Source organism: Bartonella sp. AP258QHHD (assembly GCF_042196145.1).
In the GTDB taxonomy this organism is placed as follows: domain Bacteria; phylum Pseudomonadota; class Alphaproteobacteria; order Rhizobiales; family Rhizobiaceae; genus Bartonella.
The window spans coordinates 1-22,403 of sequence record NZ_JBHIPR010000061.1; the positions used below are offsets into that span (position 1 = coordinate 1).

20 protein-coding genes and 1 tRNA gene are annotated in these 22,403 nt (G+C 36.4%); 6 read left to right on the forward strand and 15 right to left on the reverse strand.

Annotated elements, in window-relative coordinates; genetic code table 11:
• Positions 1–114 precede the first annotated feature (114 nt).
• Both ACFIMM_RS06720 and ACFIMM_RS06725 read left to right on the forward strand, forming a co-directional pair.
• A complete protein-coding gene (locus tag ACFIMM_RS06720; RefSeq protein WP_375692679.1) occupies positions 115–603 on the forward strand; it encodes a DUF488 family protein in 489 nt (162 codons plus the stop codon).
• A gap of 96 nt (positions 604–699) precedes the next feature.
• Positions 700–903 (forward strand): helix-turn-helix transcriptional regulator, encoded by a 204-nt coding sequence (locus tag ACFIMM_RS06725; protein WP_375606917.1) that lies wholly within the window; start codon positions 700–702, stop codon positions 901–903.
• A 99-nt stretch (positions 904–1,002) separates the two neighbouring features.
• Here the strand turns inward: ACFIMM_RS06725 and ACFIMM_RS06730 are convergent.
• The 4 genes from ACFIMM_RS06730 to ACFIMM_RS06745 all read right to left on the reverse strand — a co-directional run bounded on the left by ACFIMM_RS06730 (position 1,003) and on the right by ACFIMM_RS06745 (position 4,259).
• Positions 1,003–1,078, reverse strand: a tRNA-Thr gene (locus ACFIMM_RS06730).
• 195 nt (positions 1,079–1,273) lie between these two features.
• Positions 1,274–2,632 carry an acetyl-CoA carboxylase biotin carboxylase subunit gene (accC, locus tag ACFIMM_RS06735; RefSeq protein WP_375613402.1) on the reverse strand — a complete coding sequence of 453 codons (1,359 nt, stop codon included), beginning with the start codon at positions 2,630–2,632 and terminating at the stop codon, positions 1,274–1,276.
• Positions 2,633–2,646: 14 nt separating this feature from the next.
• Positions 2,647–3,144, reverse strand: a complete 498-nt coding sequence (accB, locus tag ACFIMM_RS06740; RefSeq protein ID WP_375692680.1) for an acetyl-CoA carboxylase biotin carboxyl carrier protein — start codon at positions 3,142–3,144, stop codon at positions 2,647–2,649.
• Positions 3,145–3,386: 242 nt separating this feature from the next.
• Positions 3,387–4,259, reverse strand: a complete 873-nt coding sequence (locus ACFIMM_RS06745; RefSeq protein ID WP_375668375.1) for a DsbA family protein — start codon at positions 4,257–4,259, stop codon at positions 3,387–3,389.
• 345 nt (positions 4,260–4,604) lie between these two features.
• On the opposite strand from ACFIMM_RS06745, the gene glpD reads away from it, so the two are divergent.
• From glpD to cobT, 3 genes are all read left to right on the forward strand, one after another.
• The gene (gene glpD / locus ACFIMM_RS06750) at positions 4,605–6,134 is read left to right on the forward strand and encodes a glycerol-3-phosphate dehydrogenase (protein ID WP_375628154.1); all 1,530 of its coding nucleotides are present in this window, start codon (positions 4,605–4,607) and stop codon (positions 6,132–6,134) included.
• Positions 6,135–6,834: 700 nt separating this feature from the next.
• Positions 6,835–7,815: a tRNA dihydrouridine(20/20a) synthase DusA gene (gene dusA, locus ACFIMM_RS06755; protein WP_375682767.1), complete on the forward strand. Its 981-nt coding sequence runs from the start codon at positions 6,835–6,837 to the stop codon at positions 7,813–7,815.
• Positions 7,816–8,208: 393 nt separating this feature from the next.
• Positions 8,209–9,195 (forward strand): nicotinate-nucleotide--dimethylbenzimidazole phosphoribosyltransferase, encoded by a 987-nt coding sequence (gene cobT / locus ACFIMM_RS06760; protein WP_375682768.1) that lies wholly within the window; start codon positions 8,209–8,211, stop codon positions 9,193–9,195.
• Positions 9,196–9,242: 47 nt separating this feature from the next.
• On the opposite strand, the gene ACFIMM_RS06765 is transcribed toward cobT, so the two are convergent.
• The 7 genes from ACFIMM_RS06765 to topA all read right to left on the reverse strand — a co-directional run bounded on the left by ACFIMM_RS06765 (position 9,243) and on the right by topA (position 17,869).
• A complete protein-coding gene (locus ACFIMM_RS06765; RefSeq protein WP_015856433.1) occupies positions 9,243–9,734 on the reverse strand; it encodes an Lrp/AsnC family transcriptional regulator in 492 nt (163 codons plus the stop codon).
• Positions 9,735–9,755: 21 nt separating this feature from the next.
• Complete coding sequence (locus ACFIMM_RS06770) at positions 9,756–10,385, reverse strand: uracil-DNA glycosylase family protein (RefSeq protein ID WP_375613408.1); 630 nt, start codon at positions 10,383–10,385, stop codon at positions 9,756–9,758.
• Positions 10,386–10,412: 27 nt separating this feature from the next.
• Positions 10,413–10,976 carry a thermonuclease family protein gene (locus tag ACFIMM_RS06775; RefSeq protein ID WP_375611942.1) on the reverse strand — a complete coding sequence of 188 codons (564 nt, stop codon included), beginning with the start codon at positions 10,974–10,976 and terminating at the stop codon, positions 10,413–10,415.
• A 331-nt stretch (positions 10,977–11,307) separates the two neighbouring features.
• Positions 11,308–11,475 (reverse strand): 50S ribosomal protein L33, encoded by a 168-nt coding sequence (gene rpmG / locus ACFIMM_RS06780; RefSeq protein ID WP_004864083.1) that lies wholly within the window; start codon positions 11,473–11,475, stop codon positions 11,308–11,310.
• 102 nt (positions 11,476–11,577) lie between these two features.
• On the reverse strand, positions 11,578–12,750 hold the full coding sequence (locus ACFIMM_RS06785) for an MFS transporter (protein ID WP_273791015.1): 1,173 nt from the start codon (positions 12,748–12,750) through the stop codon (positions 11,578–11,580).
• 265 nt (positions 12,751–13,015) lie between these two features.
• Positions 13,016–15,292, reverse strand: coding sequence for a ribonuclease R (gene rnr / locus ACFIMM_RS06790; protein WP_375650382.1), 2,277 nt, complete (start codon positions 15,290–15,292; stop codon positions 13,016–13,018).
• Between the two features lie 3 nt (positions 15,293–15,295).
• Positions 15,296–17,869, reverse strand: a complete 2,574-nt coding sequence (topA, locus tag ACFIMM_RS06795; protein ID WP_375692681.1) for a type I DNA topoisomerase — start codon at positions 17,867–17,869, stop codon at positions 15,296–15,298.
• A 264-nt stretch (positions 17,870–18,133) separates the two neighbouring features.
• Between topA and ACFIMM_RS06800 the strand changes: the two genes are divergently transcribed.
• Entirely contained in the window at positions 18,134–18,340 is a 207-nt protein-coding gene (locus ACFIMM_RS06800) for a hypothetical protein (protein ID WP_005773510.1), read from the forward strand.
• Here the strand turns inward: ACFIMM_RS06800 and dprA are convergent.
• Genes dprA through ACFIMM_RS06820 form a run of 4 tightly spaced genes read right to left on the reverse strand, consistent with a single transcriptional unit; the run spans position 18,270 to position 22,366 of the window.
• Positions 18,270–19,502 carry a DNA-processing protein DprA gene (gene dprA / locus ACFIMM_RS06805; RefSeq protein ID WP_375650374.1) on the reverse strand — a complete coding sequence of 411 codons (1,233 nt, stop codon included), beginning with the start codon at positions 19,500–19,502 and terminating at the stop codon, positions 18,270–18,272. The genes ACFIMM_RS06800 and dprA overlap by 71 nt on opposite strands.
• The gene (plsY, locus tag ACFIMM_RS06810) at positions 19,459–20,091 is read right to left on the reverse strand and encodes a glycerol-3-phosphate 1-O-acyltransferase PlsY (RefSeq protein WP_375611937.1); all 633 of its coding nucleotides are present in this window, start codon (positions 20,089–20,091) and stop codon (positions 19,459–19,461) included. The genes dprA and plsY overlap by 44 nt, the downstream gene beginning before the upstream one ends.
• An 11-nt stretch (positions 20,092–20,102) precedes the next feature.
• Complete coding sequence (locus ACFIMM_RS06815) at positions 20,103–21,404, reverse strand: dihydroorotase (protein ID WP_375638415.1); 1,302 nt, start codon at positions 21,402–21,404, stop codon at positions 20,103–20,105.
• Entirely contained in the window at positions 21,401–22,366 is a 966-nt protein-coding gene (locus ACFIMM_RS06820; protein WP_375638414.1) for an aspartate carbamoyltransferase catalytic subunit, read from the reverse strand. Before ACFIMM_RS06820 ends, ACFIMM_RS06815 begins: the two co-directional genes overlap by 4 nt.
• Positions 22,367–22,403: the final 37 nt, after the last annotated feature.

Genomic DNA, 22,403 nt, shown 5'->3' on the forward strand with positions numbered 1-22,403 from the left:
TCTTTTTAGGGGAAATAGAACAAGAGATGCAAAAGATTTTGGCAAAAGCTGCTTAAACCTATGGGGGTGCTCTCTCCTCCCAGCACTCCCACCCATTTACCAAGGAAATTAAACGTGTGTAACACTAAACATATTATCATACAGCCTGCTAAAGATGAGGAATTTTGTTTTTTTACCATTGGCTATGAAGGTAAGTCCCTTGAGGATTATCTTAGTTGTCTTATAGAAAACAATATCAAAACTTTATGTGATGTTCGTAAAAATCCAATAAGTAGAAAACACGGATTTTCGAAAAGAAAATTAGAGAAAGCTGTGAGCAATATTGATAGGGAATATATGCATATGCCTGAACTTGGAATTGCTTCTGAGAAACGAAGAAATTTGAAAACACAAAAAGATTATGACCGCCTTTTTGAAGATTATCAAAATACAACTCTCAAGAATAATTCTTGTGCAATAAACAAATTATATAAAATGTTTTTAAACAAAAAGCGCGTTGCAATCACCTGTTTTGAAGCCAATGTATGCATGTGTCATAGAGGACAACTCGCATTAGCTCTTACTCAATTGCCTGATTGGAAATATGAAATTAAGCACATCTAAAAAATAAACTTGCAAATTTTTAAAAGTTGGAGTGCTTCACATGCCTTCCAGCACTCCCACCCATTTAATTAATATAAAAAAGAGAAAGGTAATGAGATGATATTTGATGATGGAGATAGATATGTAACGACACGTGAGTGTGCTCAGCTTTTTAGTGTATCCACAACAACGATTCGCAATTGGGTGCTTCAGGGGTTGTTTCCGGAGCCATATAAGCTAGGGAGAGCAGTGAGATGGAGAAAAAAAGAGATCCTAGCTTTTACTCCAAAGAAAAATACGGAGCAAATAAGAACAAATTAGGTAAAATTATATAAACTGTAGAAGGTGGTCTAAAAGGTGGTCTGAAAATAGCTATTTAAAGAAAAAAACTATATATTTCAATATGTTTAAGAAATAAAATGGTGCCCCCAGAGAGACTCGAACTCCCGACCCCCTGATTACAAATCAGGTGCTCTACCAACTGAGCTATAAGGGCGTAACCATGTAGGAGTTAGCACAAACTAACAAAAAGGAAAACAGAAAATTATTAAATTTTATGTATATTAAAAGAAAACTATATAAAAAATAACCAATTTATTTCCTTTTTCCACTTTTTACAGCAAGGTTGGAACTATCCTTATGTTGATATCTTATAGAATCTTTTATAAGAATGCACCGTTTTGCTATCGAATTACGAATCTGAAGACTTTGATTGATGAGCAAGGTAATTTTCTAGCCAGTGAATATTATAATTACCATCAGCAACATCTTGATTATTAATAAGATCGCGAAAAAGAGGCAGTGTAGTTTTTATCCCATCGACGACAAATTCATCTAAAGCACGCCGTAAACGCATCATACATTCTAAACGGGTACGTCCATGAACAATCAGCTTTCCAATCATGCTATCATAGTAAGGAGGAATGCGATAACCTGAATAAGCGCCTGAATCAACACGAATCCCTAAACCTCCAGGTGTATGAAAATGTGTAATGGTTCCAGGTGATGGCGTAAAGTTAATAGGATCTTCTGCATTAATACGGCATTCAATGGCATGACCAGAAAAACAGACTTCATCTTGTGTCACTGAAAGTTTACAGCCTGATGCAATATGGATTTGTTCGTGGACTAAATCTATACCTGTAATTGCTTCAGTTACAGGATGCTCGACTTGTAAACGTGTATTCATTTCAATAAAATAAAATTCGCCATTTTCATAAAGAAATTCAATAGTACCAGCTCCACGATATCCAAGTTGGGCACAAGCATTTGCAACAATATTTCCAATTTTTTTCCGTTCAGTTTCATTAAGTGCAGGTGACGTAGCTTCTTCCCATACTTTTTGATGCCGTCGTTGAAGTGAACAATCGCGTTCTCCTAAATGAATAGCATTTCCCGCACCATCACCTATGACTTGAATTTCAATATGACGGGGTTTTTCTAAATATTTTTCTATGTAAACAGCGTCATCACCAAAAGCAGCTTTCGCTTCTGAACGCGTTGTTTTGAGAGCTATAGAAAATTCTTGTTCAGAATGAACGACTTTCATACCACGTCCGCCACCACCGGCAGAAGCTTTTATAATAACTGGATAACCAATTTCACGAGCAGTGCGTAAAGCATCTGATTCTTCAGTGACTGCTCCATCTGAACCTGGAACTACAGGAATACCAAGTTTTTTGGCGGTTTTCTTTGCTTCGATTTTATCGCCCATGATGCGGATATGAGTAGCTGTTGGACCGATGAATGTAATATCATGGGCTTCTAGAACATCTGCAAATTTTGCATTTTCAGAAAGAAAGCCATAACCTGGATGAACAGCATCCGCTCCTGTAATTTCACAAGCAGCAATAATTTGCTGAATACTCAAATAAGAATCACGAGCGGGAGGAGGGCCAATACAAACACTTTCGTCAGCAAGACGAACATGCATTGCATCTGCATCAGCGGTAGAGTGAACAGCCACGGTTTTTATGCCAAGTTCTTTACATGCACGTAAAACGCGAAGAGCAATTTCTCCTCGATTAGCAATGAGGATTTTTCGAATCATGGTTGCCCCTCGCTTTATTCAACAATAATAAGTGGTTCACCAAATTCAACAGGTTGACCATCTTTGACAAGAACAGTGGTTACCGTACCGGAGCGCGGTGATGAAATTTGATTCATTGTTTTCATGGCTTCAATAATAAGTAATGTCTCCCCTTCAGAAACATTTTGTCCTACTTCTACAAAAGGTTGTGCGCCTGGTGAGGGTGCAAGATAAGCTGTTCCAACCATTGGAGAGGTTATTGTGTTTTTTGATTTATCTTCTTGGATAGATTGTATAGGAGATTCAGCTGTTGGAACTGGAGAAGATGTTACAGAAAAAGTAGGAGTAGAAACAGGGGCATAGATTGCTTGCTCAGAAGAAGTTAAGGTATTTTGGCGTGAGACACAAATACGAAGCTCCCCTTGTTCAACTTCAATGTTCGTTAAATTTGTATCATTCAAAATTTCAGCAAGATCACGAATAATTTTCGTATCAATTGCGGTTTTTGCCGAATCCATTTTGTTTGTTGCCATTTTATTTCTAACTCCTTGATCAATGAAGATCGTCATTATCTCATTTTATGACCGAATATCTCTAGATTAGGGATGACATCTTTTGAGGCTTTAAAGATTTTTATTTCCTTTAAATCATTATACTTTGCAATTTAAAACTTGTATCTGCTTTACGTAAAATTGCACTTATAAGCCTGTTATCAAAAAAGAGAAAGCATAAAATTACCTCATTTACAGTATTCTTCCTAAAACGGATCAGGTATTCACTGTGTATTATCTATCGCTTGTTTTAGAATATCTTGTCTGGCTGCGCCGATGAATATTTTATCACCAATGATGTAAGAAGGTGTTCCCGTAATATGAAGTGCAGAGGCAATTTGAATGTTTTTTTTAAAAGCGTTTTGCAGAGTGGGATCTTTTATTGCATTATGTAGTTTTTTTTCATCTGCTCCTAATGAAACAGCTACTTTAATAGCTTTAGCTTCATTTGCACGACCCTGATACATTAAAAGCGTTTTGTGAAACTGAGGATATTTCTCTGGAAATTGTTTTCGAAATGCGTAGGCAACAGTATGGGCTGCCATAGAATCAGAGCTTAAAATTGGTAAGTCCTTGATAATAACCTTTAAATCTGGATATTCTTTTATCAAGTCTTCTATATTTGAATAGGAAATTTTACAATAACCACAGTTGTAATCAAAAAAATTGACAAGCACTCTTTTACCATTTGGGTTTCCCAAAACAGCGTCATGAGGAGAATGAAAAATCTCTTTTTCTAATGAATGAATGACAGAAGTTTGTTTTTGGTTTTCGTATTCATTCTGTTTTTCCAGCTTATCTTGAAGAATAAGCTGCATTTCAATCATAATTTCTGGATGAGTAAGAAGATACTCTCTGACGATTTGTTGAATATGATGAGAATCAGTATGTGGTATCATTTTTTCTTTAAGCTTAGATAAAAAGCTAGAATCTTCCAAAAGTTGTGATTTAAGCTTTTCTAAGCTTAAATCATTTGCTGTTTTTGAGTGTGATGTTGCGTTTGATAAAGAAGGTAAAAAGATTAAAATACTCGACATAACTATGACTAAAATTTTTGAAAAAAGTGTTATTTTCGAGTTTTGAGAGTGATAATTCATTTGTATACCTTCACATTTTTTAGGGTGTCATTGAGTGAACTATATGAAAAGCGCTATCTATGTGCAATGAAGCATTTAGTTATAGTGTATCTTTAAGAATGAGAAAAAACATCAATTTTTCTCTAAAAAGATTTCATATGATAAACCTTGGCTTGGTAAGGATTATGTTTTGTAAAAGATAAAAAAAATCTCTTTAATTTGTCAAATGTTGTTTTGATGTATAAGGGTATCAAAAGCTTTTTGTGCGTGTTTATTTTAGGAAAAAGTACGTTGATAATACAATGAAGAACATTTGTATTATTTTTTCCTGTTGCTTTATTGAGTACTGAGAAACAAAATTAAATAATGAAAAGTGAAATTATGAAAACCACAACACATTATGATCTGTTTATCATTGGAGGAGGGATAAACGGCTGTGGATTGGCAAGAGATGCAGCAGGACGCGGATTTAAAGTGGGATTGGCTGAAATGAACGATCTTGCATCTGGGACCTCAAGTGCGTCAACAAAGCTTATTCATGGTGGGCTTCGTTATCTTGAACACTATGAGTTCAAACTTGTTCGTGAAGCATTGAAAGAACGCGAGATTATTTTACGTATGGCTCCACATATTGTGCGTCCTTTGCGTTTTCTCCTTCCTTATCATAAAGAATTGCGCCCTGCTTGGATGTTGCGTTTTGGACTTTTTATTTATGATTATTTAGGGAATTGGAATCAGAAATTGTGGCGCAGTAAAACGATTAATTTTTCACAAAAATTTTGCTCTACACTGAAGAAAGAATATCAGAGAGGTTTTGAATATTCTGATGCAAGAGTAGATGATGCGCGTTTAGTTATTGGCAATGCTCGTGATGCAGAAAAGTGGGGAGCTGATATAAAAGTACGAACAGAAGTTCTCTCTTTAAAAAAAGAAGACAATAAATGGCGTATCTTTCTTCAAGACAAGTTAAGTAGCAAAGAATATAGTGTCACAGCTTCTTATGTCGCGAATATGACAGGTCCTTGGATTGATCATGTTTTAGCAAGCATATTAGATTGTAAAGAACATTCACCAGTACGGCTTGTTAGAGGTTCTCATATTTTGGTTCCCAAGCTTTATACTCATGATCGTGCTTATATTTTTCAAAATGGTGATGGGCGTATTATATTTGCTATTCCGTATCAAGAAGAGTTTACCTTACTTGGAACAACAGATTGTAATTATCAAGGAGATCCGGCTGACGTTCATATTACTGATACAGAAATTGATTATATTTGTGCAGCAGCCAGTGAATATTTCATACAACCAGTGTTGCCTGAAACGATTGTCTGGTCTTACTCGGGAGTTCGTCCACTCTATGATGATGGAGCTTCAAAAGCACAAGAAATTACGCGCGATTATGTTTTAAAAGAAATGGGAACAGGAACGACACCAAAGATACTTAATCTTTATGGTGGAAAGATTACAACTTATCGTAAGTTGGCTGAAGATGCGATGAAATTTGTTGAAAAAGAGCTTGGTAAAAAGAGAGCATCATGGACGGCTAAGGCAGTACTTCCAGGGGGTGATTTTCCCTATAACAAATTAGATACAATCGAAAATAGGATTGCTCTTTTGATGCCAGATTTAGATGCTTTTACACATCGCAGGCTTGCACGCTCCTACGGTACGGAAGCATTGGTGATCTTTGCACATGGTAAGGCAAATAAAGGAAAAAATTTTGGACATGGGCTTTATGAAGTAGAAGTAAAATGGTTGATGGAAAAAGAATGGGCTAAAGTATGTGAAGATGTGTTATGGCGTCGTTCAAAACTGGGTCTCCTATTTAATGAACAAGAGGTTGATACTCTTTCTTCCTATATGCAAAGCCAACAAGAGATTGAACAACTTTTATGATCATTTTATTTTACAGATTTTATCTGCAATATTGTAAAATATTTTCCTTAAAGAGATACTGATATCAGTCATAGATATTAAAAAGGCAATGGCTGTCTATACCCTGATTTTAGTTTTTTTTTGCAAGAATCACAAAATGGCAAAATTAGATAGAATATTTAGGATGAAATTTGTCTATCTTATAAAGTGAAATTCAAGAATGTTACCAAGAATAACTCATTGAAAAAAATGATTTATAATTAGATTCATGTGAAATAAGGATTTTTATTCTTTCTTTAGGAGAAGATAAAGATACTTTCTGTAGCATTTATTTGCACAATAAGTTAAAAAAATCTAAAGAAAATTAAATCTATTATAAAAAATTGTATAATGTGTTAGTTTAGCATTTATTATCTTAAATGCTGTGCTAAATCATGTAAGGATGGAGGCTTGATGAGCGTAAGAAGAACTTGTAAATGAGTTTTTTATATTATGGTGAAAATCTTCTTTTTTCATGTTTATATACCTAAACACTAATCTATGAGAAATGCGATATTGTGTTTTATCATGATTGATTGTAGTAAACCTTGATATCAATTGAAAATAATGAACTGTTATTATACTCATGATAGTATAAGAGAATAAAATTTTCCGTAAACTAAAAGTAAGTATTTTTCTATGTATAAAGAGAGAGCTATAGGGACGTGAGAGTAATACCCTCATGATATTTTACAACCTTCCATCGCCTATAAAATTTGCAGTAGCACCAATGTTGGACTGGACAGACCGACATTGCAGGTTTTTTTATCGTCTTTTAACGAAAAAAGCTCTCCTTTATACGGAAATGATGGTAGCAGATGCTGTCATTCATGGTGTTCGCGAACAATTGTTGGCTTTTAGCGATAAAGAACGTCCAGTTGCATTACAACTAGGGGGGGCTGATCCGAGAAAGTTAGCAGAAGCTGCACGAATTGCTGAGGATTTTGGCTACAACGAAATAAATCTTAATGTCGGGTGCCCATCAAATCGTGTTCAAGCAGGTGTCTTTGGGGCTTGTTTGATGCTACATCCAGACATTGTGGCAAATGCCGTGGAAGCGATGAAACGAGAGGTTACTATACCTGTAACTGTCAAATGTCGGATTGGAGTGGACGAACAAGATGAAGAGTTAGCGTTAGATCTTTTGGCTAATCAGGTTTGGAATGCTGGATGTGATGCGCTCTGGATACATGCACGCAAGGCATGGCTGCAAGGATTGAGTCCGAAAGAAAATCGCAATATTCCGCCCCTTAATTATGAAAGGGTTTACAAATTAAAACGTCAATATCCTCATAAATTCATTGGGATAAATGGTGGAATTAAATCGATTGATGAGATCAAAGAACACTTAACTTTCTGTGATGCTGTCATGGTTGGTCGCCAAGTTTATCATGATCCAACTTTGTTAAAATATATTGATTTTGAACTCTATGGTGAGTCGCAGAATAGTCTAAGTGAGAGTGATCTTATTGAGGTTATGTGTGATTATGCGGCTCGACATATTGCATCGGGGGGACGGCTTTCTCATGTGACGCGTCACATGATTGGTTTATTTCATGGGCGGGGTGGGGCACGTCGATGGCGGCAAATACTATCAAATGATGCGACAAAAACAAACGCAGATATATGTATTTTAAAAGAAGCTTTTTATGCTCTCATTTAATAATAGCCTAATAATTAACATATATTAAAGTTGAGATCCTTTGCGTTTGGATGTCTTTGCGATAATTTTGATCTCTTCAATTTTATAAGTTTTTGAAAGTTTATAACTTTTATTATGCATAAGAATTGTTGGAATGTATATATTAAACGGCATGCTGATTATGCCTATTAAATAAAAAATAGGTTAAGGGTATCACTGTAAAGGTAATCATAAGATATTAATAACATTTTGAATCTTGCACGTTTGTTATTAGGGTTGAAAATAGAATGTAGAAATTATTGCTTTCATAGTATTTAACATTTTTAAAGCACTGTTAAAAAAACAATAAATTATTCATATCCTGTATATATGACGGGATTTTCATAAACATTGTAGATTTTAAAAGGTATCCTTATGACCGCTAGTCCATTTGATGATTTTCGTGCTTTGCTTACAAATTTACCTGTTGCTGATGAGTTTTCTATAATTTTGGCAAAAAAACGGCAAAAAAACTTAACAAAAGAGCAAGGAACATTGGGAAAACTAGGAGATATTGCTGTTTGGTATGCGGGGTGGAGGGGTACAGAAAAACCTATCGTAACGCGACCTTTGGTTGCTATTTTTTCTGGAAACCATGGTATTGTAGAGGAGAATATTACACCATTTCCACAATCTATGACACAAAAAATGGTAGAAAATTTTGCCTCTGGTGGAGCTGCTATCAATCAAATTTGTATTGCTTATGATCTTGGATTAAAAATTTTTGATTTAGCATTGGAATATCCAACAATGAATATTACGAAGGATGCCGCAATGGATGAGCGGAGTGCGGCTGCTACAATGGCATTTGGAATGGAATCCATTGCGGGTGGGACAGATCTTTTATGTATTGGAGAAATGGGAATTGGAAACACAACAATAGCTTCAGCTTTATGCTTAGCATTGTTTGGAGGGGAAGTGGAAGAATGGACAGGAAATGGTATGGAATCAGAAGGTGATTTTTATCAGCGTAAAATTGCAGCGGTTAAGACAGCCATTTCTTTGCATAAGGATTATTTTAATGATCCTTTTGAGATAATGCGTCGCTTAGGAGGACGTGAGATTGCTGCTATGGTTGGTGCTATTTTAGCAGCAAGAATAGAAAAAATACCCGTTATTTTAGATGGTTTTGTGGCAACAGCAGCTGCAGCGGTTCTTTATAAAATGCATCCAAAAGCTCTTGATCATACCCTTGTTGGACATGTTTCTTCTGAGACAGCTCATCGTAAACTTTTAAAAAAAATTGGCAAAGAACCACTTCTAGATTTAGGGATGCGTCTTGGTGAAGGGACAGGAGCAGCTATGGCAGCTGGTATTGTCAAAGCTGCTGTTTTAACACATGCACAAATGGTGGTTTTTTAACAAGAAAGTTTGAATGCCTAAAAGATCATGAGACGGATATAAAAATCTTAAGAGTTTTGTTCATGCGTCTTGTCGTGTAATTTAATATAATTAAGTGGAAGTTCCGTTGTATATTTAATCTGTTCCATTGCGAAAGAAGAAGAGACATCACGGATGTCAATTTTAGAAATTAATTTTTTATAAAAAAGATCATAAGCTTCAATGTTGGGCACAACAACACGCAATAAATAGTCAATATCTCCACTCATTCGATAAAATTCAATGACTTCACGGAATTCTTGCACAATTTTTGAAAAACGCTTAAACCATTCATGACTATGTGTATTTGTGCGAATAGACACAAAAACAGTGACGTGTGCGTTTACTTTTTCTGGAGAAAGAACAGCAACACGACGCTGAATGACGCCATCTTCTTCAAGTTTTTGAATTCTACGCCAGCAAGGAGTGGTCGAAAGTCCCACTTTTTTAGCAATATCAGCAACAGAAAGTGTCGCATTTTCTTGCAAAAGATGTAAAATTTTTCGGTCAAGACGATCCATATTTTTTCTCAATATTTTAATTTATAAAAATTTACGCACTAAACAACGCAGATATACAATAAGCTCATCGTTAAACCATGGGTTTTTCTGTAACCAAGAAGTATTTCGCCATGACGGATGAGGCAAAGGCATAACATTATAGCCTCGAGGTTGAGGAATGGAAAGAATATTTCTCCAATCACCAACAGTTGCAGAAACGGTTTTATGTTTTAATTCTGTAATGTGCCACTTTTGCGCATAACTGCCAATAGCAAGAACAAGCTTTATTTGAGGCATTGCCTGAAATATCTTTTCATGCCATATTTCTCGACATTCACGTCTTGGTGGTAAATCAGCTTTATTTTTGTCATAACCTGGAAAACAAAATCCCATAGGAACAATAGCAAAGAGAGATTTATTATAAAATTCTTCTTTCGTGACACCCAGCCAATTACGCAATTTTTCACCAGAGCGATCATTAAAAGGGATAGACGTTTCATGGACACGCAACCCTGGTGCTTGGCCTGCAATTGCAATCGAAGCAGTATCGGATAAATAAACGACAGGGTTTGGTTCATGAGGAAGAGGAGGAAAATAATGGGGTTGTTGGACGCAAACACGACAGGAATAGATCTCTTTTTCAAGTTTGATAATTGGGCTACATTGTTTCATTAGTAAATAAAATTAAAAAATATTTTTTTATTCTGTGCGAGGATTTGCTTTGCGCCATTCTTTTGGTCGTTGAAAACTTGATGCCCATATTCCTTTCTTTTTCTTTCTAGCTTCTTGCTCTTCTTTGGGGTATTCATAATAATTTACAGCCCAACCATTATGTACAAGTGTTGCGTTGATATTGCTAACTTGTTTTGTTTTACATGTTGCAAGAATACGGCGATATTTATCTGTTTTTTGCCAGTGACATGTAACAGTTTGATTTTTTAATAGTTTTTCTAAATATTTCTTTGCCTCAAGCCCACAAGGGTAGCGTGCTTCTTTTTTTCCACAAAATTGGTGGAGTTCAGGAGCATCAATTCCAGCTAGTCGAATCTTAATTGAAGAAATCATAATGGTATCGCCATCAATGATTAATGCATTTCCTTCAACAGTGTTTTGAGAAGAAAATTTTTCTTTTTGAGGCAACAGCTGAGTTTTCTTAAAATAAGTTGACATAATGATAAGAATGCTAGCAGCGACAAAAATACTGAAACCGATAACTTTTAGATTAAAGCTTCTTAGATTAAAATGAGAAAAAGATTTTTTCATGAAATAAAGAAACTGCTAACATTATTATAACTCTATTTTAGTATTGTTTATAATTGACCCGAGAAACTTTATTCATATGACGAAACAGTGTTTCGTTTTAATGACAAAATTTTCATTAGATATCACAATAATCAAATACTCATACAGAATATATGTAAGCAACTTAAATAATAAATCAACTTATCCAAATCCGTACAAAACATACAAAGTTTAAAGTAAACTTTTTAAACTTAAGGAAATAAAAAAACATCCCTCAAAAAATAACTTTGAAGAGCAATACTCCCACATTTCTTTTGGAGTATAAAATCTATCAATTTAATAATAATTTTATTTATTTAATTTTTGTTTCCTTAAATTCAACGTGCTTTTTTACAACTGGATCATATTTACGCTTGCTCATTTTATCTGTCATTGTACGGCTGTTTTTCTTTGTTACATAGAAAAAACCAGTATCTGCAGTTGATAAAAGCTTGATCTTAATGGTTGCTGCTTTAGCCATAATGTAAATACCCTATTTATACTGAAAAAATATTATTGCTGTCAAAACTTATTTCCGACATCATCAGATTTTCCGGCAACACTACGGATGTTCTCAAAAAAGTCAAGAGCTGATTAATTTTCTCATAAGTTGGACAAACACCAAAATGACATATAAACCGAAAAAAACAGCCATGGCTATTGAAAAACCAAAGGGTTTAAAGATATCCATGGATTTTCCGATAAAGGTCGGTCCGATGAGCATACCAATTCCATAACAAAAAATAAAAGCAGAATTAGCAGCAGCAAGTTCTTGCCCCTTGAGACGGGCTCCTAAATGTGCAAGACTAATTGTATAAAGGCTCGCTGATACACCACCCAGAAAAAACAAATCAAGCATCAGAATCCATGGATATTGAAGAATCCATGGTACTATAAAAGTTCCTATAAAACCTAGAATAGCGCAACTCATCAGCGGGTAGCGTCGATCTTTGGCGTAGTCGCTTATAATGCTGATAGGAATTAAGAGGAAAATATTCCCAAGTGCAAGGGTTGCCATAAAATGTGCTGCTTCATTCTCATTATAACCAATGGATAAACTAAAGGGTATTATAAGAGTTAATACGCCCATTTGAATGGCCCCGTAAACAAGGACCGCCATCATTGCACTTGGAACGTGAAAAAGATAACGAAAAAATGGCATATATTGATTTTTTTGAAATTCTGGACTTAATTTCCAAGCGGTAAGAATTGGTATAGTAGCAAGTATAATAAGGCTATATCCAACAGCAAAAGGAATAAATCCTTGTGTTCCCACTTTTGCTAGCAGCGTTAGACCTATTATAAACCCTAATCCTAAGACAATAGCATAAATAGAAAGGATCAAACCGCGTTTTTTTGGGGGAGCATAACTGTTGATCCAAAACTCTGACAGGATAAACATAACTGTCATGCTGAAATGTAATATAAACTTTAAAATAAACCAAATCCATATGGGATCGAAAAAATAGAATCCTAAAAAACTTAAAGATCCTATCGCCATCATAAGCAATATTGTTTGAGCGATTCCTAAGCATAAGGCAATTCGAGACGTAAAAATAGCTGCAATAATTGTGGCGATTCCACCAACTGTTCCACTATAGCCGATTGTACTGTTGGAAAGTCCTTTCTCTGCCATAAGAAGAGAGACAAGTTGTGTTCCCATTGCCAATGCTGTTCCAACAGTGCCAATGGTTGCAATAGCGGCAATAATTGCACGCAAAGAATTATTTTGAGAGTCAAAAGGTTTTTTTTTCATGAGAATGGCTTAAGGTACTCTTGTTTATTTAAACAATGAAAAGATGAGATGAAATGAAAGGGAGCCAAAACTATCCTTTGCAGTTTCTCTCATTTTCTAAGTATAAAAAACTGCAAGATTTTTATATGGTTATTATAGACTTAACAATAAAATTTATCCTCTTGTATACTAAAGAAATAAGATTGTATATATAAATATTATATAATATAAGTCATTTCTTAAATTGAATTTATTATTCATATATATTCAATGGAGGGCAAGAAGATTAATTTTTTCTTTTCCCATAAAAAGTATACTTTTGTTTTTTTAATTTGTTTTTATGGTAGGATGTCGGTGAAAATTTTATTGGACGAGGTTTTGTTAACAGTTCAAAGCATAAAGCGCCAGCAAAAGGTTGTACCGTTATAAGTTTTACTTCTACAACATCACTGAGCTGATAGCCTTTATGGCTACGCTGTCCTACAAGAACATGTTGTGCTTCATCAAAATGATAATAATCATTTTTAAGTGTAGAAATATGGACAAAACCATCTGTATTGAGTTTATCAAGTGAGATAAAAAGACCTGCTTTTGTAACTCCGGAAATGCGGCCTGTAAAAATACGACCGATTTTATTCGTTAAATAGTGAGCAACAAGCCGATCAATCGTTTCTCTTTCAGCCATCATTGCACGGCGTTCGTATAAAGAAACTTGCGTAGCAATTTCTGCAAGATTTTGTTCTTGTGTATCTGTTAATTGATCATTTCCTAATTTGAGAGCTTTAATGAGTGCTCGATGAATAATGAGATCAGCATAACGACGGATTGGTGATGTAAAATGTGTATAGTTCTGCAAATTTAAACCAAAATGGCCACTATTTTTAGGGTTGTACTCTGCTTGTGATTGTGAACGCAAAATAACTTGATTGACTAGTTCTTGTTGTTGAGTATGAGCGACCTTTTCTAAAATTCTATTAAGGCGCGCTGAGGTAAGTTCGCTTCCGCGGGAGAGTGGTATCCCCAAACTTTGAAGAAAGCTCCGAAGTATTTCTTGCTTAGCAAGAGAAGGTTTTTCATGAATACGATAAATGAGCGGCTGGTGATGTTGTTTTAATGTTTCAGAAGCTGCAATATTAGCTTGTATCATAAACTCTTCAATTAAACGATGCGCTTCTAGTTGTGGTTCACTCACAACATCTTTTATGCATCCATTTTGATCAAGAATAATCTTTTTTTCTGCAATTTCTAATTCTAGTGGTTGGCGACGATTTCGCGCAGCTTTAAGGCATGCATAGGCTTCCCATAAGGGGTGCAAAATGCTCTCAAAAAGAGGGGTTATTTTTTCATTTATATTACCTTCAATTGCCAATTGTACTTCTTGATAAGAAAGTTTGGCTCTTACACGAATCATAGTACGATGAAAACTATGTTTTCGTTTATTACCGTTTGCATCAAAAATCATACGAACGGCTAAAGCTGGTCTTTCTTTTCCTTCACGCAGAGAACATAAATCATGAGAAAGGCGTTCAGGTAACATTGGCACAACGGTATCGGGAAAATAAACAGAATTTCCACGTTTCAATGCTTCTTTATCTAAAGCACTTCCTGTTTTGATATAATAAGAAACATCTGCAATGGCTACAATAATAATCCAACCATCATTATTTGCTGGATCCTTATCCTTGGTTGCATAAACTGCATCATCATGGTCTTTTGCATCTGGTGGATCAATTGTAATAAAGGGTAATTGTCGCCAATCTTCACGATTATCCATATTGGCAGCTTTGATATGTTTGGCTTGCTCAAGAACACTTTCAGGAAAAATATAAGGAATTCCTTTCGAAAGAAGCGCTATCATTGAGAGTGTTTTCTCACTCTTAATGTGCCCTAAAACATTCTTTATTTTTGCGCTCTTTAATCCGTAACCAGTATTTTTTTTTATTTCGACTTCAACGAGATCACCAATTTGAATCTTCATTTCTGGAGACATTTCAACAATGAGTTCATTGGTTTTGCGGTCTATAGGATCAAGGCGCCATTGATTATTTTCCAATTTTCGTACAATAGCAAATGCGCTTTTGGGAGATACATCAATTTTACGAATAATTCGTCCCGTATAAGGATGGCTTGAGCTTTCAGAATTTTTATTTCGAAAAACTTTTACAAGAATATGATCTCCAACACCAATATTACTTCCTGTTATGTGATGAAAAGAGTGTATTTCAATATTGGGCTTTGGAGAATCTTCCCATTCAAGAGGTTGTGCAATAAAACTTCCATCTTTATCACGTCCGCTAATTTTTACTAAAGAAACAGGGGGTAATTTTCCTTTGTTTATTGCTCTTTTGTGGTGTTTAGATATGAGATTTTGATCCTTTAACTCACGTAACATATCTCTAAGCCAGATACGAGAATCGCCTTTTAAGTTAAAAGCTTTAGCGATTTCTCGTTTACTTGAGTGGTTAGGATTCTCAATTATAAAGGAAAGGATTGCTTCCTTATTGGGAAAAGTTTTCCCCTTGAATGAAGAGAGATATTTTATGTTTTTTTCACCTTTAGCCAAAATTTATGTCTCTTTTATTTTTGCTTTTGTTTTAGAAGAAGCTCTTTTTGAAGTTGTTTTTTTACTCGATGCTTTAGCCGATATAAGTTCTAGTGCCTCTGGAAGTGTTACACTAATGGGATCTTTATCTTTTGGCAATGTTGCATTAATTTTACCCCAATTGACATAAGGACCATAACGCCCGTTGCGCACGGTAATGGTTCCTCCTTCGGGATGCTCTCCTAATGTTGCCAATGCTTCAGGTGTTGTTCTGCTTTGCCTGGTTTTGTTTTCTTGTTGTTCTGCTAATACTGTAACAGCGCGATTGATACCAATATCAAAAACTTCATCTGCATGAAGAAGGCGCGCAGATTTTCCATTATGGCTAAGATAGGGACCATATCGTCCAATCGTAGCCGTGATTGTTTTTCCGGTTTCAGGATGAATGCCAATTTCACGGGGAAGGGATAGTAAAGACAAGGCTTTATCAAGGGTTACATTTTCTGCCTGCCATTCTTTTGGTAATCCTGCACGCTTAACTTCTTTGCTTTCACCAAGTTGAATATAGGGACCAAACCGGCCATTACGAAGAGAGATCTCTTTTCCTGTTTCAGGGTCAATACCAAGTATAACAGGTTCATCATTGCGTACAGCTTCATTCTCTTCTCCAGTATCTGTACCAAGTTGGTGTGTGTATTTACATTCGGGATAATTGGAACAGCCAACAAAAGCACCATAACGCCCAAGTTTTAATGATAATTGACCATTTTTACAAAGAGGACAGGAACGCACATCACTTCCATCTTCGCGTTCAGGAAAAGCGAGAGGTGCTAATGTTACATTTAAAGCATCAAGAACATTGGTTATACGGAGTTCTTGGATATTGCTAATAGATGCATTAAATCCATCCCAAAAATCTCGCAATACGTCTTTCCAAGAAAGTTTGCCATCAGAGATAAGATCCAGCTTTTCTTCAAGATCTGCTGTGAAACCATATTCTACATAGCGATTAAAAAAATTTTCAAGAAAGGCTGTAACAATACGTCCCTTGGCATCGGGAATAAGCTTTCGTTTATCAATGACAATATATCCACGGTCACACAATGTCGCTAATGTGGATGCATAAGTTGAAGGACGACCAATTCCTAACTCCTCAAGCTTTTTAATTAATGAAGCTTCAGAATAACGAGAAGGGGGCTCTGTGGTATGTTGTACAGATTCAACTTTTTCTTTTGTAAGTGCTTCACCAGTGTTTATTTGTGGTAAACGTGTTGTTTCATTTTCTTCATTATTTTCTTCGTCTCGTTGATCCGTGTAGACGGAAATAAAGCCATCAAAACGAACAACAGATCCTGTTGCCCGTAGATTTGCACGCTCTTCTCCTTGCTGTGCTTCAATTTCAACGGTTGTACGTTCAATGTCAGCAGAGCGCATTTGGCTGGCAATGGCACGCTTCCATATCAGATCATAGAGCTTTGCTTGATCGCTATCGAGAAAATTACGGACTTGACTAGGATTGCGTTGAAAATCTGTTGGGCGGATCGCTTCATGTGCTTCCTGTGCATTTTTTGCCTTTGTTGAATAAAAACGTGGCTTTTCAGGAATATAGTCTTTTCCGAAAGTTTCATGAATAACTTTTCTTGCTGAATCAATAGCCTCAGGTGCTATCTGCACACCATCGGTACGCATATAAGTAATAAGCCCTGCCGTTTCACCATTAATTTCAATGCCTTCATAAAGCTTTTGGGCAATTTGCATAGTGCGAGAAGCTGAAAATCCTAATTTTGAAGAAGCTGCTTGTTGTAGTGTAGAGGTTGTAAATGGAGGAAAAGGATTTCTCTTTGTAGGTTTTGCTTCAACACTGAGTGTATGATATTGAGCTTTCTCCAGCATAAAGCGAATTTGGTCTGCTTGTTCTTGAGATTGAATATCAAGCTTGCCTATTTTTCTTTGATTAAACATTGTCAATCTTGCTTGGAAACTATCATTTTGGATGGTTTTTAACTGTGTTGTAATGGACCAATAATCTTCTTTGATAAAATGTTCTATTTCTGATTCACGATCACAAATAATACGCAAAGCAACCGATTGAACGCGTCCTGCTGAACGCGCACCAGGGAGTTTACGCCATAAAACAGGTGAAAGTGTAAAACCAACGAGATAATCGAGAGCACGACGTGCAAGATAAGCATCGACAAGGGATGTATCAATATCACGTGGATTATTCATAGCATCAAGCACAGACTTTTTGGTGATGGCATTGAAGACAACTCTTTTAATAGGTTTATCTTTTAAAACTTTTTTTTGACGAAGAACATCCAGAATATGCCATGAAATAGCTTCCCCTTCACGATCAGGGTCTGTTGCTAATATAAGGCTATCGGCTTCTTTAACGGCTTTTGCTATTTCATTTAAACGTTTAGCGGCAGCAGAATCTATATCCCATTTCATAGAAAAATCTTGATCCGGTAAAACAGAACCATCTTTTGCAGGCAAATCACGAACATGTCCAAATGATGCGACAACTTTGTATTGAGATCCAAGATATTTATTAATTGTTTTTGCTTTTGCTGGAGATTCAACGATAACGATATTCATAATTTTACCCAAATATTGAAATAAAAATTTTTTTATAAACGCCTTTTACGCGAATAGCTAATGCCAATTGCTTAAGAGCACATAAAAAAATATTAGCCATATAAAAAACATGAATATTGTACAACTTATGATTGTCATTATTAGAGTACACCCTATATAGAATTACACGATTTATTTTCCACTGTTATTACAAAAACATACGGCGAAATACTAAGATAACGTCTATTGAGAGGTAGGAGGGGAAATGCTCAAGGATAGAGGATTATGTTTATAAATCATTTAAAAGTTATCCAATATATTACAGACATGTCAAAGCAAATGAATCAGATGGCGCGTCAGGCGCACAGTCCGCTTTTAGCATTGCTTTTGGATATGGTTGCCAAAGAAGGGCAAAGCATTATTAATAGTGCTGAGGCTCTTGGGGAAGATCAAGATTCGACAATGACACACAACCACCAGAGTGTCGAATAAGCTTTCCAGCAAGCTCGAGTTCTACCAACAAGAGGTAGAGAGTTGGGAGTGAAATACCTGAGTGGATACTGAGTGTGTCTAAGTCGATTGGCGTTGTTGAAAGAGCGGAGAGAACTGCTGCACGTGCTGCATCATCATCTGCTAAAGAGAGATCGCTGTTTTTTTCATCTGCTAAATTAAAATTCTCCTTTTCAAGTTGTAAGGAGGATGGTTCCTCAAAAAAATTGAGTTGCGAATTTGGAAGCGGTGAAATTAATGGCGTAAGTGTTTCTATAATGTCAGAAGGATGTGTGGTGAGTAGAGCACCGTCTTTGATAAGATTGTTTGTACCAACAGATCTTGGATCAAGTGGAGAACCGGGAATGGCAAAAATTAGCCGTCCCATTTCAGCTGCTTGACGTGCGGTAATTAAGGACCCTGAGCGCAGGGCTGCCTCTACAACCAAGAGACCAAGTGATAGAGCTGCAATAATACGGTTTCTTCTTGGAAAATCGATAGCACGCGGCTTCCAAGAAATGGGCATTTCGCTGATGATGGCTCCACCGTTGGCAATAATATCTTCATGCAACTTTTTATTTTCAGGAGGATAGATATGATCAATTCCTCCCGCCATGACTGCAACAGTTCCTGTTTTTAAACTTGCTTGATGCGCAACGCTATCAATTCCACGAGCGAGCCCAGAAATTGTTACAAAGTCTGCTTCTCCGAGAAAACGCGCAAATTGAGCTGTAAGCTTTTTTCCCGCAGCTGAAGCATTTCGAGAACCTATAATTCCAATAGAAGTTTTTTGAAAAATTGAAACATTACCTTTGATAGCAATAAGCGGCGGAGGGGCTTCTGTAACCTTAAGAAAAGCTGGATAATCTGGTTCTCCCATACCGATAAACCGGACACCTAATCTTTCAGCTTCTTGCATTTCTTTTTCTGCATCTTCTAAGCTTGCTATTTTAATAGATACAGAACCACCCCCTTTTCTACTAAGCTCTGGCAGTGCTGCCAGAGCATTTTCTGCTGTTTTATAATGATCAATGAGATTGCGAAAACTAACAGCTCCAATATTTTCACTGCGCAATAACCGTAACCAGCTTAGACGTTGATGATCAGTAAGCAGGATTCCTTTATTTATCTCCGTGTTGCGTACCAATCTTACTTTCTTCCCCAATTAATAATCTACCGATATTTGCAGAATGTTTTATAAACACAAATACGCTCATCACAATCAGCATACAATAGAAATAAGAAGCGGAAAAATAAAAAACAAATATCGGTGTGATCGTAACAGCAATAAGCGCAGATAATGAAGAATAACGCATGAGGAGAAAAATCGCACTCCATACAATAATAAAAATAATTGCTGCAGGCCAATAGATTCCTAAGCAGACTCCTAGATAGGTAGCAACACCTTTGCCACCTTTAAATTTAAGCCATACGGGGAAAAGATGTCCTAAGAAAACAAAAAAGCCTGCTAGAGAAACAAGGATACTATTGTCTAGCGGATCACTAAAAAACTTTATAACGAAAACAACGATAGTTCCTTTCAACATATCACAAAGAAGTGTTAGAGCAGCAAGCTTTTTATTTCCTGTTCGTAAAACATTTGTTGCTCCAATATTGCCGGAACCGATTGTTCTTATATCACCAATTTTGAACAATTTCGTAAAAAGAAGCCCAAATGGAATCGAGCCAATGAGATAAGATACGAGGAAAATAAACCATGGAGTGGACTGAAAAAATATTTCTGCTTCATTCATTAAGAATCTCATTAAGTTTGTTGATCAAGTTTAAAAACGTTTTTCCCTTTCACAAAAGTCTGGATCACGCGTCCTTGAAAACGTGCATTCTCAAAAGGGGTATTTTTTGAACGTGAATAGAGCTTCTCTTTCGAAACAACCCATGGTTCTTCAAGATCAACCACAATAAGGTCTGCATGAGCCCCTTTTTTGAGTGTTCCTGCATTGAGTCCAAAGAGCTTTGCAGGCGCCGTTGACAAAAGTTCCGTTATCCGTAGAAGAGATAGGCTCTCATTATGATAAAGACGTAAGGCTGCGCTCAATAAGGTCTCCATACCAATAGCGCCAATTGCCGCGTCATTAAATGGTAAATGTTTTGTGTCGATACTCTGAGGATCATGAGAAGAGACAATAACATCTATAATCCCATCCTTTATTGCTTCAATCATTGCTACACGGTCTTCTTCTGTACGCAATGGGGGCATTAAGCGAAAAGAAGTGCGATATTGTCCAATGTCATTTTCATTGAAAGATAAATGATTAATAGATACACCCGCTGAAATTTTCTCACTGCGTTTTTTACCTAAACGAAGTGCATCAGCAGAGAGTGCTGTCGATATTTGAGCGGCATGATAGCGTGTTTGCGTTAATGCTGCTAAACGTAGATCTCTTTCAAGTGGGATAACTTCTGCTTCGCGAGGGATGCCAGAAAGACCAAGCCAACTGGCAAGCAGTCCTTCATTCATCACACCTTGCCCTGTAAGATCTTTATCTTGCGTTTCATGCATCAATGGAACATCAAAATCGCGTGCATAAGTCATTGCACGCCGCATAACAGATGAATTTTGAAGTGTTTTTTTTCCTTCACTAAAGGCAACGGCTCCAGCATCTTTGAGCAAACCAAATTCGGTTATTTCTTGTCCGTTGAAACCTTGTGTGATTGAAGCAACGGGATAAATATTGACCAATGAGATTTCCTGTGCTGTATGCGTAATAAATTTAACGAGTGCTACATTATCAATAACTGGATGCGTGTTTGGCATCATAAGAAAGGAAGTAATACCACCTGCTGCGGCCGCGTAACTTGCTGATGTAATTGTTTCACAATGTTCATTCCCTAATTCTTCAACAAAAACGCGCGCATCAACAAGTCCAGGGAGAATTGCTTTGTTTTGTGCGTTAATAACTTCTGCTTCTTCAGGGAATCCCTGATTCAGAGCTTCTTTTCCAGCGGCTATAATTCGTCCATTTTCAACAATAACTGTACCAATTTCATCGATTGCGCGCGAAGGATCAATAATACGAGCATTTTGAAAAACAACTGGTTTTATCATTTTTTTTCTCCACTGATCTTTGCGCGTGAATCTAATAGAGCCTCCATGACAGCCATACGCACTGCAATTCCCATTTCTACTTGCGTATGAATCATACTTTGTGGTCCATCTGCTATATCGGATGCAATCTCTACACCACGGTTTATTGGACCAGGGTGCAGAATAATAGAATCATTTTTGGCATAGGCTAAATTTTCTTTATGTAAGCCAAAATAATGGAAATATTCACGCGTAGAAGGAATAAAAGAGCCTGTCATCCGTTCATGCTGTAAGCGCAACATCATGATAACGTCAGCATTTTTAAGACCTTCTTTCATCGTGTTAAAAACCTCAACACTCATATGAGCGATTTCTGCGGGTAAGAGTGTTGAGGGAGCAACAGCACGAACACGAGCACCCAAAGCATTGAGACACAGGATATTGGAACGGGCAACACGTGAGTGTAAGATATCTCCGCAAATCGCAACAGTTAATCCTTCAATACGACCTTTTGCCCTTTTAATGGTTAGAGCATCTAATAAAGCTTGGGTTGGATGTTCATGAGCACCATCACCTGCATTAATAACACAACAATCAACTTTTTGCGCTAATAAAGCTGCCGCTCCTGCACTGTTATGGCGAAAAACCAGTATATCTGGCTTCATCGCATTGAGAGTTGTAGCAGTATCAAGTAATGTTTCTCCCTTTTTTACAGATGAGTTGCCGATCGCAAGACTCATCACGTGTGCACCTAGCCTTTTACCCGCTAATTCAAAAGAAGATTGTGTTCGCGTAGAGGCTTCAAAAAAGAGATTAATTTGAGTCCGTCCATGCAAAGTAGATTTTATTTTATCAATTTTGTTAGAAAGGATAATATTTGCTTCTGCACGATCAAGCAATGTATTAAGATCTTGTACACTCAGATCTTTAATAGCTAAAAGATGTTGATGAGGGAAAAGTGGGAAAAAATTATCTTGCATCATAGCATTCTTCTTTATCTCTCTCTAAACAGGTTAAACA